The organism is Massilia sp. CFBP9012 (assembly GCF_034045115.1).
Taxonomy (GTDB): Bacteria; Pseudomonadota; Gammaproteobacteria; order Burkholderiales; family Burkholderiaceae_D; genus Telluria.
Map to the genome: position 1 here is coordinate 368,268 of NZ_JAXCWM010000004.1, position 15,968 is coordinate 384,235.

At 66.2% G+C, this 15,968-nt stretch carries 17 protein-coding genes; 6 read left to right on the forward strand and 11 right to left on the reverse strand.

Features of this window, described 5'->3' with window-relative positions; genetic code table 11:
- Positions 1-31: 31 nt before the first annotated feature.
- Together SOM61_RS08880 and trxC are read right to left on the reverse strand one after the other, a co-directional pair.
- Complete coding sequence (locus SOM61_RS08880) at positions 32-394, reverse strand: DUF4870 family protein (protein ID WP_320473746.1); 363 nt, start codon at positions 392-394, stop codon at positions 32-34.
- 100 nt (positions 395-494) lie between these two features.
- Complete coding sequence (trxC, locus tag SOM61_RS08885; RefSeq protein WP_320473747.1) at positions 495-932, reverse strand: thioredoxin TrxC; 438 nt, start codon at positions 930-932, stop codon at positions 495-497.
- Between the two features lie 132 nt (positions 933-1,064).
- Between trxC and SOM61_RS08890 the strand changes: the two genes are divergently transcribed.
- From SOM61_RS08890 to SOM61_RS08900, 3 genes are all read left to right on the forward strand, one after another.
- Positions 1,065-1,802, forward strand: coding sequence for a DUF72 domain-containing protein (locus tag SOM61_RS08890; RefSeq protein ID WP_320473748.1), 738 nt, complete (start codon positions 1,065-1,067; stop codon positions 1,800-1,802).
- A 102-nt stretch (positions 1,803-1,904) separates the two neighbouring features.
- Positions 1,905-2,294, forward strand: a complete 390-nt coding sequence (locus SOM61_RS08895) for a hypothetical protein (protein ID WP_320473749.1) — start codon at positions 1,905-1,907, stop codon at positions 2,292-2,294.
- A gap of 137 nt (positions 2,295-2,431) precedes the next feature.
- Positions 2,432-2,818, forward strand: coding sequence for a cupin domain-containing protein (locus SOM61_RS08900; protein WP_005670194.1), 387 nt, complete (start codon positions 2,432-2,434; stop codon positions 2,816-2,818).
- A gap of 62 nt (positions 2,819-2,880) precedes the next feature.
- Here SOM61_RS08900 and SOM61_RS08905 read toward each other — a convergent pair whose 3' ends face one another.
- Positions 2,881-3,117, reverse strand: coding sequence for a hypothetical protein (locus tag SOM61_RS08905; protein WP_147934523.1), 237 nt, complete (start codon positions 3,115-3,117; stop codon positions 2,881-2,883).
- A gap of 134 nt (positions 3,118-3,251) precedes the next feature.
- Between SOM61_RS08905 and SOM61_RS08910 the strand changes: the two genes are divergently transcribed.
- Complete coding sequence (locus SOM61_RS08910) at positions 3,252-4,652, forward strand: aminotransferase-like domain-containing protein (protein ID WP_320473750.1); 1,401 nt, start codon at positions 3,252-3,254, stop codon at positions 4,650-4,652.
- Positions 4,653-4,737: 85 nt separating this feature from the next.
- On the opposite strand, the gene SOM61_RS08915 is transcribed toward SOM61_RS08910, so the two are convergent.
- The 4 genes from SOM61_RS08915 to mfd form a co-directional block, all read right to left on the reverse strand.
- Positions 4,738-5,202, reverse strand: a complete 465-nt coding sequence (locus tag SOM61_RS08915) for a hypothetical protein (protein WP_320473751.1) — start codon at positions 5,200-5,202, stop codon at positions 4,738-4,740.
- An 88-nt stretch (positions 5,203-5,290) separates the two neighbouring features.
- Complete coding sequence (locus tag SOM61_RS08920; protein ID WP_320473752.1) at positions 5,291-6,610, reverse strand: SGNH/GDSL hydrolase family protein; 1,320 nt, start codon at positions 6,608-6,610, stop codon at positions 5,291-5,293.
- A 183-nt stretch (positions 6,611-6,793) separates the two neighbouring features.
- A complete protein-coding gene (gene serB / locus SOM61_RS08925; RefSeq protein WP_320473753.1) occupies positions 6,794-7,642 on the reverse strand; it encodes a phosphoserine phosphatase SerB in 849 nt (282 codons plus the stop codon).
- A gap of 14 nt (positions 7,643-7,656) precedes the next feature.
- The gene (gene mfd, locus SOM61_RS08930; protein WP_320473754.1) at positions 7,657-11,103 is read right to left on the reverse strand and encodes a transcription-repair coupling factor; all 3,447 of its coding nucleotides are present in this window, start codon (positions 11,101-11,103) and stop codon (positions 7,657-7,659) included.
- A gap of 132 nt (positions 11,104-11,235) precedes the next feature.
- Here mfd and SOM61_RS08935 point away from each other — a divergent pair, with 132 nt between their 5' ends.
- Both SOM61_RS08935 and SOM61_RS08940 read left to right on the forward strand, forming a co-directional pair.
- Positions 11,236-11,907 (forward strand): class I SAM-dependent methyltransferase, encoded by a 672-nt coding sequence (locus tag SOM61_RS08935; RefSeq protein WP_320473755.1) that lies wholly within the window; start codon positions 11,236-11,238, stop codon positions 11,905-11,907.
- 69 nt (positions 11,908-11,976) lie between these two features.
- On the forward strand, positions 11,977-13,296 hold the full coding sequence (locus tag SOM61_RS08940) for a GDSL-type esterase/lipase family protein (RefSeq protein ID WP_320473756.1): 1,320 nt from the start codon (positions 11,977-11,979) through the stop codon (positions 13,294-13,296).
- Here SOM61_RS08940 and SOM61_RS08945 read toward each other — a convergent pair.
- The 4 genes from SOM61_RS08945 to SOM61_RS08960 all read right to left on the reverse strand — a co-directional run bounded on the left by SOM61_RS08945 (position 13,250) and on the right by SOM61_RS08960 (position 15,955).
- Entirely contained in the window at positions 13,250-14,248 is a 999-nt protein-coding gene (locus SOM61_RS08945) for a 5'-nucleotidase (RefSeq protein ID WP_320473757.1), read from the reverse strand. The genes SOM61_RS08940 and SOM61_RS08945 overlap by 47 nt on opposite strands.
- Positions 14,249-15,232: an HDOD domain-containing protein gene (locus SOM61_RS08950; protein ID WP_320473758.1), complete on the reverse strand. Its 984-nt coding sequence runs from the start codon at positions 15,230-15,232 to the stop codon at positions 14,249-14,251.
- Between the two features lie 103 nt (positions 15,233-15,335).
- The gene (locus SOM61_RS08955) at positions 15,336-15,605 is read right to left on the reverse strand and encodes a hypothetical protein (RefSeq protein WP_320473759.1); all 270 of its coding nucleotides are present in this window, start codon (positions 15,603-15,605) and stop codon (positions 15,336-15,338) included.
- Positions 15,606-15,691: 86 nt separating this feature from the next.
- Positions 15,692-15,955: a hypothetical protein gene (locus tag SOM61_RS08960; RefSeq protein ID WP_320473760.1), complete on the reverse strand. Its 264-nt coding sequence runs from the start codon at positions 15,953-15,955 to the stop codon at positions 15,692-15,694.
- Positions 15,956-15,968: the final 13 nt, after the last annotated feature.

A 15,968-nucleotide genomic window follows, 5' to 3' on the forward strand; every position in this document is an offset into this window, starting at 1 on the left:
GAGAATGGGGCCTGGTCGGCCCCATTTGTTTTTATACCGGCATCGCCCGGTTGTTGTTCAGGTCAAGGAAGCCGCGCACGAGGCGGTAGGCTTTCCAGACCCAGACCACGAACCAGAGCAGGTAGGCGAGCGGAATGCCGATGACGGTGATGAACAGCACGCCGCCGACAGCCATCCAGGCCACGTACCACCAGAACGAACGGATCATCCAGGTGTGATGGCTGTGGACCATCGTGCCCACGGTTTCGGGGCGCTTGATGTAGTTGACGATCACCGGGATGATCGACAGCATCCCGAGCGAGAAGAAGAAGGTCAGCGCGTGGATGACGTACAGGATGCGCGCCCAGTGCTTGTTGTCCTCGACACCGCGTTCCAAAACCAGTTCTTGCGACATAGTGGCTCCTCATGAAAGACGGGATAGCCCCCGTTTGTTGTCATTGTAGCAGCGTCGGTCGTGCTTGTATCGATTGATGCCGGCCGGAATGATGAAGGATTCAGCCTACATGTTGCTGGACCCATGCCATCAGCCGTCCCGCATCCATGGCGCCCGACTGGCGCGCGATCTCGCGTCCGCCCTTGAACAGCGCGAGGGTCGGGATGCTGCGGATCGCGAAGCGCCCGGATAAATCCTGCGAACGCTCGGTATCGACCTTCAGCAGGCGCACCTTCGGCTCCATGCGCTGGGCGGCCTGGGCATACGCCGGCGCCATCATCTTGCACGGGCCGCACCATTCGGCCCAGAAGTCGACCAGCACCGGGATATCGTTGCGGCCCACGTGGCGATCGAAGCGGGCGCTGTCGACGTCCAGCGGGCGGCCGTTAAAAATGGCTTGCGAACATTTGCCGCAAGTTGGGGCGTCCAGCAGGCGCGCCTGCGGCATGCGGTTGACCGCATCGCAGTGCGGACAGACGACGTGGAGCGGGTCGCTCATGGTGTTCTCCTTCATCTGAAACGATGACGGTATTGTAAGCGGCGCCGTGCAAAGCCGTCGCCCGCCCAGCCATGCGCCGCGGTCGGCCTGACGTGCATAGAATGAGGGAAACGACACGACCACGATAGTCCGATGCCTCAATCCGAATCCACCGGGCGCCTGCTCGTCGGCTGCGCCGGCTGGAGCCTGCCAACAGCTTGCGCCGACGCTTTCCCCGCCGAGGGCAGCCACCTGGAACGCTATGCCGCCGTCTTTCCCACGGTGGAAATCAATTCCTCGTTCTACAAGCCGCACAAGCCGGAAACCTATGCGCGCTGGGCCGCGAGCGTCCCGGATGATTTTCGCTTCGCCGTCAAGGTGCCGCGCGCCATGACGCACGAGGCGCGCATGATCGAGGCCGACGAACAGCTCGACCGCTTCCAGCGCGAGGCCGGCATGCTGGGCCACAAGCTGGGCTGCCTGCTGGTGCAGCTGCCGCCGCGCTTCGGCTTCACTGACGCGCCGGCGCATGCCTTCTTCGCCGGTTTGCGCGCGCGCTTTGGCTGCAGCATCGCTTTCGAGGCGCGCCACGCCAGCTGGTTTTCCGAGCCGGCCACGGCCTTGCTGCGCGAATGCGGCGTGATTCGCGTGATCGCCGATCCGGCCGCAGGCCAGCCGGGACCGCACGAACCCACCAGCGACAGCGAGGCATATGTGCGCCTGCATGGTACACCGCGCATCTATTACTCGCGCTATCCGCAAGAGGAGATCGCACGCTGGCGCGCCGAGTTCGATGCGCTGGTGGCGCAGGGACGCAAGGTCTGGTGCGTCTTCGACAATACGGCGGAGGGCGCCTCGGTGCCGAACGCGCTGGAACTGATGCGCGGGTAGGTGGCGCATGCCGGTGTAGAATCAGCCGAATCCCCGATCTTCTTTCTTGATGTGACGACCACTGCCGCAGCATCAACTCACTCTCCGGCGACGATTGCCGGCATGCCCCTGCGGGTCGAGTGCCCGCCGGGCGCCTGCGTGTGCGCGCGCGAACAGGCGCTGGCCGATCCGGCGGCGGACCAGCGGCCGCTGCTGATCACGCGCCAGCACGAACAGAAGCTGATCGAGCGTATCGGGCGCGTCGACAGCTATGCCGACCTGCAGCACGTGCAGAGTCTGATCCTCAAGAACGTCGGCAGCGAGCTGCGCATCGCACCCGGCCCCAACGAGGTGCGCACCGTGCGCGGCATCGTGATCGTGCTCGAGGAACGTCCCGGACTATGCAAGAAGCTGCGCCAGTCGGTGCCGGCCGCGGTGCGGCGCCGCCTGGCTGAGCGGCCCGAGATCGCCTGGGCGATCCTCGATGCGCACGACCTGTTTGGCGCGGGCTGACACGACATTCGTGGGGTGCGGGGGCGCCCTGCACATGAATCGTCCGGCTCTTATACAATCGATGACAGAGCGGCATCGGCCGCCCGTGAACCACCGCGCGCGGCCTTGTTCCTGCGCGCAGCATCCTGGAGAATCTCATGTCGGGCTATAGCATCAATATCGAAGAAAAAACGCTTGCAGGAAACAACTTCCGCGAAGTGCTCTACACCACCAAGCGCAGCCAGCTGGTCATCATGACGCTGCAACCGGGTGAAGAGATCGGCCTCGAGCACCATGATGGCCACGACCAGTTCATCCGCGTCGAAGCCGGCGAGGGCGTGGCGCTGCTGGACGGCGAAGAACACAAACTGGAAGACGGCGTCGCCGTGGTGATCCCGGCCGGCACCGAGCACAATGTCATCAATACCTCGAAGACCGAGCCGATGCGCCTGTACACCCTGTACACCCCGCCGGAACATCCTGACGGCATCATCCACGCCACCAAGGCCGAAGCGGACGAGTACGAGCGCCAGCACGGGCACTGATTTTCAGCGCATGGCGGCCGACCCGGAGGGCAGTGTGTCATTCCCGGCGGTCGCCGGCGGCGTCATGTCAATCCCAGGTCCAGGCTGAGCCTGGTGACAATGACGTAGGTGAGCAGGCCCAAGGCCAGCAGCGCGAGCACGAAGATGGCGGCCACCTTGCCGGCCGCGCGCAGCACCGCGCGCCTTTCCTGGATCTTCCCTTTCTTCCCCTGGTCGTAATGCCACTTGATGGCGTAGAACATGCCCGTGCCAAGCACGAGTGCCTTGAATATGACGAAGACGATAGGGATCCATTCCATGATTTTGAGTATTTCCTGGCGATGACTTGAGACTATCTCGAGGAACGCTACCTCGGGTCGTTGTAGATGTATGGCGTAGGTGCCGACGCGTTGAGGCATACTACTTGAAAGCAATCTCCATACATCGAGACAAAATGTCCCAGTTGAAATCCATACAAGATGAATCTGTGCCAATCTGGTTGCCGCGCCTGGCCGTGCACGGCGGCCCCCGGTTTTTGCAGATTGCCGATGCCTTGCAGGCGGCGCTGGTGGATGGATCGCTCAAGCCCGGCGATCGCTTGCCGCCGCAGCGCCAGCTGGCGGCGCAGCTGGATGTCGACCTGACGACGATCACGCGCGCTTACGATGAAGCCAGACGCCGCAACTTGCTTGAGGGTCGTGGCGCCCGGGGCACCTACGTCGCGGCGCCGAAAGTCGAACTGAACCCGATCCTCGACCTGAGCATGAACACGCCACCGCCGCCGGCCGGCGTGGACTTCGACGACATGATGAAGCAGGGTTTGTCTCAAGTCCTGATGCGGGCGGACAGTGAATTGCTGATGACTTACCACCTGGGCGGAGGAAGCGACGCCGACCGCAAGGCCGGCGCCACATGGCTCGAACCGATGTTTGGACACCTGGATTCGGGGCAGCTGGTCGTCTGTCCGGGGGCGCAAGCGGCGATCGCCGCGTCGATCCTCGCGCTGACGGAGCCTGGCGATGTCATCCTGGCGGAGCCGATGACGTATCCAGGCTTGCGCACGGCGGCGACCCAATTCGGCCGCCACATCGTGGCCGTGGAAGCGGACCAGCACGGAATGATGCCCGAAATGCTCGAACAAGCGTGCCGCCGACACAAGCCCAGGCTGGTCTATCTCAATCCCACGCTACAGAACCCGACCGCCATCACCATGCCGGAAAGCCGGCGCAAGGAACTCGCCAGCATCGCGCAGCGCTGCAATGTGCGCATCGTCGAGGACGATCCCTACTGGCTGCTTGCCGATGCTCCGCCACCACCCATCGCCGCGTTCGCCCCGGAGCAAGTGGTGTATATCTCGACGCTATCGAAATGCCTGACACCCGGCCTGCGCGTCGCCTTCGTGCTCGTGCGCGACCCGCAGGAACGCGAGCGTTTCCTGGCGGCGCTGAGGTCGTTCGCGCTGATGGTCGCTCCCTTGGGCGCCGCGCTGGCCACGCAGTGGATCCTCGACGGTTCGGCTGGCGGATTGATGGAAGGCGTCCGCAGGGAGGCGCGCCTGCGCCACCAGATGGCGCGCGATATCCTGGCGGGGCGCTATGGCGGCGCCGGAGACGGCCTGCATGTATGGCTCGAGCTGCCGACGTACTGGAACTCATCGCAGCTTGCACGTGCGGCCGACAGCGAGGGCATCGCTGTCACGCCGGCCGAGGCATTCGCGACGGGCAGCGACGCCGTGAATGCCATTCGCATCTCATTGGGCAGCATCAAGGACCGTGGACGCCTGCAGGCGGGTCTTCAACGGCTGTCGCATCTGCTCGCGCGGCGGCCCGAGTCGTTCAGCGCCGCCGTGGTGTGACGGCCCACGAAACACGACGCTGGATCAGGCGAAGCCAAGAAACGACAAAGCCGGCATCGGCCGGCTTTGCTTTTCACTACGTTGCTTACCAGCCGTAAGGCCAGCGGGTCCCGATACTGCCACCCCAGCCACGATGGCGGTGGCCATGCCAGCTGCTGCGGCCGAAGTCGAAGCCCAGGCCGATCGAGATCGGCGGATACCAGTAACGCGGCTGTTCGACGACCACCGGTTGCGGCACGTAGACCGGCTGCTGCTGCACCCATACCGGTTGTTGCTGCACGATCACAGGTTGCTGGGTGCGATAGACCGGCGTCACCGACGTCGTCGTCCAGCCCGAATTTGGCGCCGCAGTTGCGATCGGGGTCGAGGTCACGACCCCGCCCTGGCCGGAGGCGGCGACCTGGGCGCCAGTGCCGACCGGCACCGGCGTGACCGACACGACCCGCCATTGGCTAGGGTCGGATGGTTGCGCGTAGGTATAAGTCGGGCCGGGCGCGGCGCAGCCGGCCAGCAGACCGAGCGACCCGAGAATGATGGCAATATTTTTCATGACGCTCCTCCTGATATTGTCATCATACGGGTAGCCGAACCAGTGTGCTGAGGGAATTACACCCTGTTACACGGTGCTGGCCCCGACGCTAGGCGCCCATCAGCGAGGACAGCGCCGTCAACGGCACTGCCGCGGCCAGCGCCTCGTAACCGGCGTCATTCGGATGCAGACGGTCGCCGCTGTCATAGGCGGGGCGCAGCCGCTGCGGGGTGCCCGGATCGCGCAGCGCCAGGTCGACGTCGGCCAGCAGGTCGAAGGGCAGCGCGCTGCGCATCCAGGCATTGACCGCCTGCCGCACCGCCTCGCGCGCCGGTGTGTAGTAGACGAAGCCGAGAAAGGGCGGCAGGGTGGCGCCGAGCACCGGGATGCCGTGCAGGTGGGCGCGCGTCAGCAACTGCAGGTAGCCGGCGATCAGGTCGTTGGCCGGGATCGGCGCTGACGATGGGCTGTAGACGATGTCGTTGATGCCGATTAGCACCGCCAGTCCCCGCACGCCGGCGGTGGACAGCACGTCGCGGTCGAAACGCTCCAGCAAATCCTTGCCGGCCAATAGGGCGGTCGGCGTGTCGGCCAGCATGCGGTTGGCGGAGATGCCGCGGTTGACGACGCCGATGCGATTGCTGCCGAGCTCGGACTGGATGCGGCGCGCCAGGAAGTCGGGCCAGCGCCGGTTGCCGTTGGACGTGCTGCCCACGCCGTCGGTGACGGAGTCGCCCACCGCCACCAGCACCGGCGCCGCGCGGTCGACGTCGACCTCGGTGAGGAAGGGCCAGGAGGCGAACGCGCGCTGGACCGGCAGCGAGGCCTGGGTGCCGAAGTCGCCCGTGGTCGACGCATAGCTGGCCTGGTAAGCGGCGTTATGGATGGTGCTCGCCTGGACCGTGCCGGAAAAATACAGGCTGATCGCGAGGTCGGTGAACGGCGCCACCGCCAGCGAGACGGGATCGGACACCACTGGCGCACCGGCCGGGATCGTGACATTGGTGCGCCCGCCGAAGGTGAGCTGGCGGCTGGTGCCGGCGGTGACGACGGCGCCGCCTGCACGCAGGCCGACATGGGCGCCGGTCAGCCGCAACTCGGTATCGCCCATCTCGTTCGACAGCCGGATGCGAACGCGGTTGCCGCCGAGGCTGGTGCGCGCGATCAGGCGCAAGGTCTGGTTGGTGAAGGTCAGCAGCGAGGCGGCCGGCGGCGGGCCGGCCGGCGCGCAGCCCCAGCCCGCGCTCCAGCGCTCGGGCAGGCCCGCCTGGGCCAGTGCGTCGGCTGCCGGCGCGGCCAGCGCGCCCGCGAGGACCGGTGCGCCGAGCAGGATGCGTCGTCGGGTCTGGTCAACGCCATGATCGCCCTGGAGGGGCGACGTGGAAGGAGTGACAGGCGAGTCGGAGGCACTGGAATCCGGAAGGGACATGGCGGGCTCCTGAGAAAGGTCGAGAACTGGCGGTCGCGTACGAGCGCCAGTCCACGATAGCGCAGAGCGCATGCGACGCGGGTACGGTCGCTTACATTGTTTGCGCTGCGTCGTGCGGATTTCTGATGGGAAGGGTTGCCCGCTAAAAATCAGCAGATACCCAGAAACAGTAATGCGGAAAGGTCAGGCGAGAATCGTCAGCAAGCCGTCCAGGCCAGAGAAATTCAGGGCGACATTGGCCTGTTCGCGCACCACCGGCTTGGCGCGGAAGGCGACCGACAGGCCGGCAATGCCCATCATTTTCAGATCGTTGGCGCCGTCGCCCATAACGATGGCCTGCGCTGGATCGATGCCCATTTCCGTGCACACGCGTTGCACGGTGCGCTTCTTTTCCTCGGCATCGACGATGCCGCCCAGCACGCGGCCGCTCAGCTTGCCGTCGACGACTTCCAGCACATTGGCGTGGGTGTGGTCCAGAGCCAGGCGCGGCTTGAGGCGGTCGGTGAAGAAGGTGAAGCCGCCCGACACCAGCAGGGTCTTGAGGCCGGCCGCCTGCACCGCCTGCAGCATCGCTTCGCCGCCCATCGAGATACGCAGGCGTTCGTCATACACGCGCTGCAGGGCGGACGCGTCCAGCCCCTCCAGCAGCGCCACGCGCCGCGTCAGGCTCTCGGAAAAATCGAGCTCGCCGCGCATCGCGGCTTCGGTGATCGCGGCCACCTGCGGCTTGAGGCCCTGCATATCGGCGATCTCGTCGATGCACTCGATGGTGATCAGGGTGGAATCCATGTCCATCGCTACCAGCCTGAAATCGGCCAGCGTGCGGCCGGCCGCGATGAAGGTGGCGTCGACGCCGGCCGCGAAGGCGGCGGCGTCGATCTCCTGCTTGAGCGCGGCGCTGTAGTCGACGCCTTCGGCGCGCAAGCAGCGGGCGCCGAGTGCAGTCAATCGCTGCGGCTTGGCCAGATGCGCCAGGCGTTCGAGGGTTGCTTGATCAGCCTGCGGTCCTTGCAGCACCAGGTTCGTGGTCATGAATGTCGTTCTCTTCAAGCGAGCAGTTGTTTGATGGTCTGTTTGATCTGGTTCACGCGCGCCGCCAGGTCGGGCATGCTGGCCGTGATGCGCAGCTTGTCCTGGCCGGCCAGCTTGATCTGGCGGTTCTTCTGGATCAGCGTGATGATCTTGATCGGGTCGATCGGCGGCTTTTCCATGAACTGCAGGCTGGCCGCCTCGCCATGGGCGTCGATCTTGACAATGCCCACGCTCCTGGCCGCGATGCGCAGGCGGTGCGTTTCGACCAGCGCCTTTACCGCGTCCGGCATCTTGCCGAAGCGGTCGATCAATTCCTCTTGCATCGAATCGATGCGGTCCTGGCTTTCGCAGTTGGCCAGGCGCTTGTAGATCGACAGCCGCTCGTGCACGTCGCCGCAGTAGTCGGCCGGCAGCAGGGCCGGCACGTGCAGGTTGATCTCGGTGGTCGACGACAGCGGCGCCGCCAGATCCGGCTCCTTGCCGGCCTTGAGCGCGCGCACCGCTTCGTTGAGCATGTCCGAATACAGCTGGAAGCCGATCTCGAGCATTTCGCCCGACTGGTTATCGCCCAGCACCTCGCCGGCGCCGCGGATTTCCAGGTCGTGCATGGCGAGATAGAAGCCGCTGCCCAATTCCTCCATCTGCTGGATCGCGTCCAGGCGGCGCTGCGACTGCTTGGTCAGGTTCGATACGTCGTTCACCATCAGGTAGGCATAGGCCTGGTGGTGCGAACGGCCGACGCGGCCGCGCAACTGGTGCAGCTGGGCCAGGCCGAACTTGTCGGCGCGGTGCATGATGATCGTGTTCGCGGTCGGCACGTCGATGCCGGTCTCGATGATGGTCGTGCACAGCAGGATGTTGAAGCGCTGCGCCACGAAGTCGCGCATGACCTTTTCGAGGTCGCGCTCGTGCATCTGGCCGTGGGCCACGCCGATGCGCGCTTCCGGCAGCAATTCCTGCAGCATGGCGCGGCGGTTCTCGATGGTGTCGACTTCGTTGTGCAGGAAGTAGATCTGGCCGCCGCGTTTGAGCTCGCGCAGGCAGGCTTCGCGGATGATCGAACCGTCTTCGCTGCGGACAAACGTCTTGATCGCCAGGCGCTTTTGCGGCGCGGTGGCGATGATCGAAAAATCGCGCAAGCCTTCCAGCGCCATGCCCAGCGTGCGCGGGATTGGCGTGGCGGTCAGGGTCAGCACGTCGACCTCGGCGCGCAGGGCTTTCAACGCCTCTTTCTGGCGCACGCCGAAGCGGTGTTCCTCGTCGATGATCACCAGCCCCAGGCGCGTGAACTTGACGTCTGGCGACAGCAGTTTATGGGTGCCGATCACGATGTCGAGCGTGCCGTCGGCCATGCCCTTGATCGCGTTATTGATCTCCTTGCCGGTGCGAAAGCGCGACAGCTCGGCGATCTTGACCGGCCAGTCGGCGAAGCGGTCGGCGAAGGTTTGCGCGTGCTGCTCGGCCAGCAGGGTGGTCGGGGCCAGGATTGCGACCTGCTTGCCGCCCATGACGGCGATGAAGGCGGCACGCAGCGCGACCTCGGTCTTGCCGAAGCCGACGTCGCCGCACACCAGGCGGTCCATCGGCCGGCCCGAGGTCATGTCCTTGATCACGTTGTGGATGGCTTCCGCCTGGTCCGGCGTCTCGTCGAAGCCGAAGCTCTGGGCGAAGTTCTCGTAGTCGGTGCTCGAGTATTCGAAAGCGTGGCCCTGGCGGGCGGCGCGCCGCGCGTACAGGTTCAGCAGCTCGGCGGCGGTGTCGCGCACCTGCTCGGCGGCCTTGCGCTTGGCTTTTTCCCACTGGCCCGAGCCGAGCGAGTGCAGCGGCGCGTCCTCGGGCGAGGTGCCGGAGTAGCGCGAGATCACGTGCAGTTGCGAGACCGGCACATACAGCTTCGTATCCTTGGCATATTCCAGGTGCAGGAACTCGGTCTCGCCTTCGCCCAGGTCCATGCTGGTCAGGCCCATGTAGCGGCCGATGCCGTGGTTGATGTGGACCACCGGATCGCCGATCTTCAGCTCCGACAGGTCGCGCACCATCGACTCGACCTGGCTGGTCGCTTCCTGCTTCTTCTTGCCGGCGCGGCGGCCCGAACCCGCATACAGCTCGGTCTCGGTGATGAAGGCCAGGTGGCCGGATTCGGTATCGAGCAGCTCGAAGCCCGCCTGCAGCGGGGCCACGCCCAGCGCGAGCCTGGCGTCGCTCTGGCGGAAGCCTTCGAAGCCCTCCACCGGCGTCAGGTCGAGCTTGTATTCGCCGAAGTACTGCTGCAAGGTCTCGCGGCGGCCGGCCGAATCGGCGCAGATCATCACGCGCGTGTCGCTGCGCTGCAGGTAGGCGCGCAGATTGGTCAGCGGGTCGTCCAGCCGGCGGTTGACGGCGATGTCGGGAATCGGCGCCGACAACTCCGAGGCTGGTGCGGCCGGGTCGCGCGCGATATTCCAGCGGCCGTGCGGCTTGATGCAGGTGAAGAACTGCTCGGCGCCGAGGAACAGCTCCTGCGGTTCGAGGATCGGCCGTTCGCGGTCGCTTTTCAGGAAGCGGTAGCGCGATTCGGTGTCGAGCCAGAAGCGCTGGATGGCGGCGTCGATATCGCCCACCAGGGCCACCGGCGCCTCAATGGGCAGGTAGTCAAACAGATTGGCCGTCTCTTCGAAGAACAGCGGCAGGTAGTATTCGATGCCGGCCGAGGCGATGCCGCTGCCGATGTCGCGGTAGATCGGCGAGCGGGTGGGGTCGCCCTCGAACCGTTCGCGCCAGCGGCCGCGGAAGGCGGTGCGGGCCGCGTCGTCCATCGGGAATTCGCGGCCCGGCAGCAGGCGCACTTCTTTCACCGGATAGAGCGAGCGCTGCGTGTCGGCGTCGAAGGTGCGGATCGATTCGATGTCGTCGCCGAACAGGTCGAGCCGGTAGGGCAGTACGGAGCCCATCGGGAACAGGTCGATCAGGCCGCCGCGCACCGAATACTCGCCCGGCGACATCACTTGCGAGACATGCGTATAGCCGGCCAGCGTCAGCTGGGCCTTCAGCCTGGCTTCGTCCAGCCGTTCGCCCTGGCGGAAGAAGAAGGTGTAGGCGGCCAGGAAGGACGGCGGCGCCAGGCGCACCAGCGCCGTGGTGGCCGGCACCACCAGCACATCGCACTGGCCGTTGCGGATCTCGTGCAGGGTGGCCAGGCGTTCCGACACCAGGTCCTGGTGCGGCGAGAACGCGTCGTAGGGCAGCGTCTCCCAGTCAGGCAGCAGGTGGCAGGACAGCTTGCCGTCCGCAAACCATGGGATTTCGTCGAGCAGGCGCTGGCCGTCGCTCGCATTGGCGACGACGACGGTGAGCATCTGGCCATTGGCCTTCAGGGCCAGTGCGGCGGTGGCGAGGGCATAGGCATCGGACGAGCCATGCGCCAGTGGCAGCACGAAACGCTGTCCTGGTTTGGGGAGGTGTTTCTTGAGATCGAAAGGCATGCAGCGTGCTGTTACGTTCGCGTCAGAAGTAGGCATCAATTATAGACGAAGGCGCACCAGGCCGCCCTGACGCTTGCATAGCGTCCGTTTACGTAATATTCTAAGTTACAAATAAACCCGACGAGGACTCCGATGTCCCATTTTCACGATCCGGCCATGGTGGCGCGCTACCACGAAGGCCCGCCGAAATTCGTCCCCGGCTTCGCCGACATGCAGCGCATGGCGCGGGTCTTGCTGGCCGAGCGCGCACCCCATGACTCCCAGGTGCTGGTGCTGGGCGCCGGCGGCGGCCTGGAACTGAAGGCGTTCGCGGACGGCCAGCCGGGATGGACCTTCGACGGCGTCGACCCATCGGCCGCGATGCTCGACCTGGCGCGGCAACTGGTCGGAGCGCACGGCGACCGGGTGCGCCTGCACCAGGGCTATGTCGATGTGGCGCCTATCGGTCCGTTCGACGCGGCTGCCTGCCTGCTGACCATGCACTTCATGCCGCCGGACGAGCGCCGCCATGCGCTGGGCGCGATCCACGCGCGCCTGAAGCCCGGCGGCCCCTTCGTCGTCATGCACATGAGCGTCGCAGGTGGGGCCGAAGAACGCGCGCGCTGGATGGCGCGCGACGAGGCCTTCGCGGTGGCCGGCGGGGTGGCGCCGGAGATGGCGCGCCAGCGGCGCGAGGGCATCGAGGCCAGCCTGTCGGTGCTGGCGCCGCAGGAAGACGAAGCCCTGCTGCGCGAGGCCGGCTTCAGTGAGATCGACGTGTTTTATGTAGGAGGGGTGTTCCGCGGCTGGGTATGCCGTGCATGAGGCCGGGTTGTGGTCGGGCTGAAACTCGCGCATGATCCTGGTTCCACATAAAAAAGACAGGAGACACCCATGCGCACAGGCCTGGCCGCCTTTTCCCTAACCATTGCATCCATGCTGCCGGCCCTTGCGCATGCGGCGCCGCCGGTAGATCTGGTCCTGTTCGACGGCGCGCCGCGCCAGGGCGTGACCGTATCGGCAATCGCTCCCGATACCGAGCACGTTCTCACGGGCGAGCGCGTCGATGCCGATGCAGGCATCCGCGCCAAGTTCCCCGGCAGCGCGATCGAGCTGGCGCGCGGCGCGGGGCCGGACGGCCGCGGGGCCCTGACCCTGCGCTGGGATAAGATCTGGAAAAGCGGCGTGCGCTTTGCCGGTCCATCATTCGACCTGCGCCCCTACCTGGCGGCCGGCACGCTCGCCTTCGACCTCAAGGTCGATGCGCTGGACAAGGGCGGGATCCTGTTCCGGGTCGGCTGCGGCGACGATTGCGAGCGTCACGTCTCCTATGTCTTGCCGGGACGCGCCGCCGAGGGCAAGGGCTGGCAGCGCATCGTCTTGTCGATGTCGTGCTTCGCGCGCGACGGCGACGATTTTGGCGCCGTCACGCGTCCGTTCCAGCTGGAGGGCACCGGCAGCGGCCAGGTCAGTGTCGCCAACGTGGCGTTCGCGCAGGGCGGCACGCCCAATAAGCCTTGCCCCGACTGGCGCACGGTGGCCGTTACGCCCGACACCCTCAACGAATCGTGGTCCACCTCCTGGTGGCTGCCGCGCCACCAGCAGAAGCTGGAAGAGTCAAGGCGCATGGTCGCCGAAGGCCGCAGTCCGCAGCTGGTCTTCGTCGGCGATTCGATCACCCAGGGCTGGGAAAAGGAGGGCGCGCAGGTGTGGCAGCAGTATTACGCGCGCCACGATGCGCTGGCGCTGGGCTTCGGTGGCGACCGCACCGAGAACGTGCTGTGGCGCCTGCGGCACGGCGAGGTGGATGGCATCGATCCGAAGGTGGCGGTGCTCCTGATCGGCACCAATAACGCAGGGCATCGCCGCGACTTCCCCGCCATCACGGTGGCCGGCATCGAACGTAATCTCGAGGAGCTCAAGGCACGCCTGCCGCGCACGCGCATCCTGCTGCTGGCGATCTTCCCGCGCGATGCAAAGGCCGGCGGTCCGCTGCGCCGCCTGAACGAGCAAGTCAACGCGCGCCTGCCGGCGTTGGCCGATGGGCGCCGCGTGTTCTTCCTGGACGTGAACGACGCGTTTCTGGCGCCTGATGGAAGTCTGCCGGCGAACGTGATGCCGGACGCGCTGCACCCGAACGAGGCCGGCTATGCCATCTGGGCCAGGGCTATGCAGCCGGAGCTGGATCGCTTGATGGCGTTGCCGCGCCTGTAGGCTCCCCGGACACCGCATCGGCCATGCGCCGGTTCGCGACCCCGAACGGCACGTGCACCATCGGGATCGTGCCGCCCGGGCCGGAGGTGAGGTGGGTGAGCTGGTCGTCGAAGAAGATGTGCGGCTTGAACACCGACAACACGCGGCTCTTGTCCATCCCGCCCAAGAAGAATGTCTCGTCGGGCGAGACGCCCCAGCTTCCCAGCGTGGTGACGACGCGCTCGTGCGCGGGCGCGCTGCGCGCCGTGATGATGGCGATGCGCACGATGCGGCGGTAGTCCGGGTCGTCGCGCTCGGCCTCGTTCTCGAGCTGCTGCAGCATGGCCAGCTTGCGGAACATCCCGGCCAGCGGGCCCGGTTGATGGGGACGCGCCATGTGCAGCGTCTCGTGGGCGTGGAATTCGCCCAGGCCGTCGCGCTTGAAGACTGCTTCGGATTCGTCATCGGCCAGCACGCCGTCGAAGTCGAAGGCCACCCGCAGTTCGATGTCGTCTTCCTCGTCGGCGATGCGCGAAGGCAGCACCAGGCCGGCCGGATAATCGACGTCGATCGCGCTCTTGACGTCTTCCTCGTTCGCGCTCAGGAACAGCGCGGCGTTGAAGGCCGGCAGGTAGGGGTAGGGCGATTTGCCGGTCATGAACACCGCGCGCGAGATATCGAGCCCATAGTGGGCGATCGAGCGCATCACGCGCAATCCCGTCTCGGGCGAGTTACGCGAGAACAGCACGACTTCGACCGGCGCCTGCTGCGGAAAACACTTGTTGATGCTGAGGAAGCGCCGGATGAAGGGAAAGGCCACGCCGCGTGCGAGCACGACGTCGCGCTGGCGCTCCTGGTATGCCCGGTATTCGTCGGGGCCCCGGTCGAGATACACCTGGTGCGATTCGGACAGGTCGAACAGCGCACTGGAGGCGACGCCGATGACGAGTTTTTCTTCGATGGGAAACGGCATTCAGGCGTCCTGTCGGTCGGATTGTTCCAAAAGTTTGTCGTAGACTTGCCGCGCCTCCGGCGGCAGCGCGAGCACGGCGCGCACGAACAGGGGCTGACCGCCCGTGGCCAGCATGCGCAGCTTGGCCAGCCGGTCGGCATCGTGCAGCACGGTTGGCAGGGCGCCGGAGTCGCCCAGGTGCGCGATCGCATGGCCGATTGCTGGCGGCAGTTCCCACGCGTCGGAGATACGGGCCGAGATCAGGCGCGCCGCCGCCACCAGCCGCGTGCCGAAGGCGTCGCCGTCGGGCAGGGCGCCTGGCGGCACCAGTTGCTCGACCACGCGAAAGGCCACCACCAGCCCGACGTTGTGCAGCAGGCCCGCCAGATACGCCTCGAAGGGATCGGCCTTGTTTCGGGGCGCCAGCAAACTGGCCGCCTGCGCGCACAGTTCGGACTGGCGCCACAGCGGCGGCGCAATCAGCCGCGCCAGTGGAGAGGCCTGCTGGCTGATGATCGGGCGGAAAGCGACCCGCGCCAGCAGCATGCGCAGGCCGTTCTGGCCGAGCAGCAGCACGGCCCCTTCGAGGTTGCGGATCGGCGACGCGGGCTGGTAATAGGGGCTGTTCACTTCGCGGATCACCTCGGCGACCAGCACCGGGTCCTGGGCCACCTGGCGCGCCAGCGCCCCGGTGCCCGTGTCCTCCTCGCGCAGGCTGCGCAGCAGTTGCGGAATCACGGCAGGCACCCGCGGCACCAGCTCCGCCGCGCTGTGCGGATCGCGCGCCAGGCGCGCCAGTTCGTCGAGCACGGGGCCCTCGGGGGCGGGGCGCCCTGTCACGTGCGGGCCGGCCAACCAGTGGAAAAAGGCGAGATCGAGGTCGAGTTCCGCGAGTGTCGCGTCGTCGGCGGCGGCGCCGGGACGGCCTTGCGCCACGTCGGAAGGAGCGGCCACTGGTACGTCCGCTTCGCGCGTGCCGAACAGGCGGGCGAGCCAGCGTTTCATGAACGTGCAACGTCGAGGAAGGGGATCATGCGTCCATTCTATCGCGAACAGAAACGGCCCGGCCGCCGCTTGCGCGGCGCCGGGCCGTTCGCTGTTTCACCTGTTACTGGCCGTTGTTCGAGCCGGTGGTGGTGTGACCGGTATTGGTCGGGGTCGAGGCATTGCCGGTGGCGTTCGACGGGCCAGTGTTCTGCACGTCGTTCGGGCTGATGCCCATCTGCGCGTCGATGGTCGGGTTGCCGGTCGAGCCGGCCTGGGCTGCGCCTGCCGAGGACGAACCGCTGGTGGTGCCGGTGGTGCCGGTGGTGTTACATGCGGCCAGGGCAAAGGCCATCATGCTGCCCAGCAAAACGGTCTGCAGCTTCTTCATCATGGTTCTCCTTGAGTGGTGATCCAGGACTGGGGCATGCGCGACGGCCTGGCGCGGATATCCGCGCCGTCCCGCATGCGCCAGGCCGGTCAGCGGCTGACCGGGGTGTCGGTGGCCTGCTCGTTGTTGCTGGTGGTGCCCGATGCGGCATTCACACCGCTGGCGCCGTTCGCGCCCGAGTTCCAGCTATTGGCGCCGCCGGTGGTGCTTGGCGTTTGCATGCCGCTGCCGATGGTCGAGCCGGTGGCGCTCGAGCCGCTCATCGAGTCGTTCGTGGTGTCGGTGGTGTTGCAGGCTGCCAGGCCGAAAGCCATCATGCCCACGAGAACTGCGCTTTGAATGGTGCGTTTCATGGTGTTCTCCTTA

Coding starts and splice junctions, on each gene's coding strand:
- SOM61_RS08940 (WP_320473756.1), top strand. CDS start 11,977: ATGCGCACAGGCCTGGCCGCCTTTTCCCTAACCATTGCATCCATGCTG.
- SOM61_RS08895 (WP_320473749.1), top strand. CDS start 1,905: ATGCCCCTGCGGGTCGAGTGCCCGCCGGGCGCCTGCGTGTGCGCGCGC.
- SOM61_RS08890 (WP_320473748.1), top strand. CDS start 1,065: ATGCCTCAATCCGAATCCACCGGGCGCCTGCTCGTCGGCTGCGCCGGC.
- SOM61_RS08905 (WP_147934523.1), bottom strand. CDS start 3,117: ATGGAATGGATCCCTATCGTCTTCGTCATATTCAAGGCACTCGTGCTT.
- mfd (WP_320473754.1), bottom strand. CDS start 11,103: ATGCCTTTCGATCTCAAGAAACACCTCCCCAAACCAGGACAGCGTTTC.
- serB (WP_320473753.1), bottom strand. CDS start 7,642: ATGACCACGAACCTGGTGCTGCAAGGACCGCAGGCTGATCAAGCAACC.
- SOM61_RS08950 (WP_320473758.1), bottom strand. CDS start 15,232: ATGAAACGCTGGCTCGCCCGCCTGTTCGGCACGCGCGAAGCGGACGTA.
- SOM61_RS08955 (WP_320473759.1), bottom strand. CDS start 15,605: ATGATGAAGAAGCTGCAGACCGTTTTGCTGGGCAGCATGATGGCCTTT.
- SOM61_RS08960 (WP_320473760.1), bottom strand. CDS start 15,955: ATGAAACGCACCATTCAAAGCGCAGTTCTCGTGGGCATGATGGCTTTC.
- SOM61_RS08920 (WP_320473752.1), bottom strand. CDS start 6,610: ATGTCCCTTCCGGATTCCAGTGCCTCCGACTCGCCTGTCACTCCTTCC.
- trxC (WP_320473747.1), bottom strand. CDS start 932: ATGAGCGACCCGCTCCACGTCGTCTGTCCGCACTGCGATGCGGTCAAC.
- SOM61_RS08945 (WP_320473757.1), bottom strand. CDS start 14,248: ATGCCGTTTCCCATCGAAGAAAAACTCGTCATCGGCGTCGCCTCCAGT.
- SOM61_RS08880 (WP_320473746.1), bottom strand. CDS start 394: ATGTCGCAAGAACTGGTTTTGGAACGCGGTGTCGAGGACAACAAGCAC.
- SOM61_RS08900 (WP_005670194.1), top strand. CDS start 2,432: ATGTCGGGCTATAGCATCAATATCGAAGAAAAAACGCTTGCAGGAAAC.
- SOM61_RS08915 (WP_320473751.1), bottom strand. CDS start 5,202: ATGAAAAATATTGCCATCATTCTCGGGTCGCTCGGTCTGCTGGCCGGC.
- SOM61_RS08935 (WP_320473755.1), top strand. CDS start 11,236: ATGTCCCATTTTCACGATCCGGCCATGGTGGCGCGCTACCACGAAGGC.
- SOM61_RS08910 (WP_320473750.1), top strand. CDS start 3,252: ATGTCCCAGTTGAAATCCATACAAGATGAATCTGTGCCAATCTGGTTG.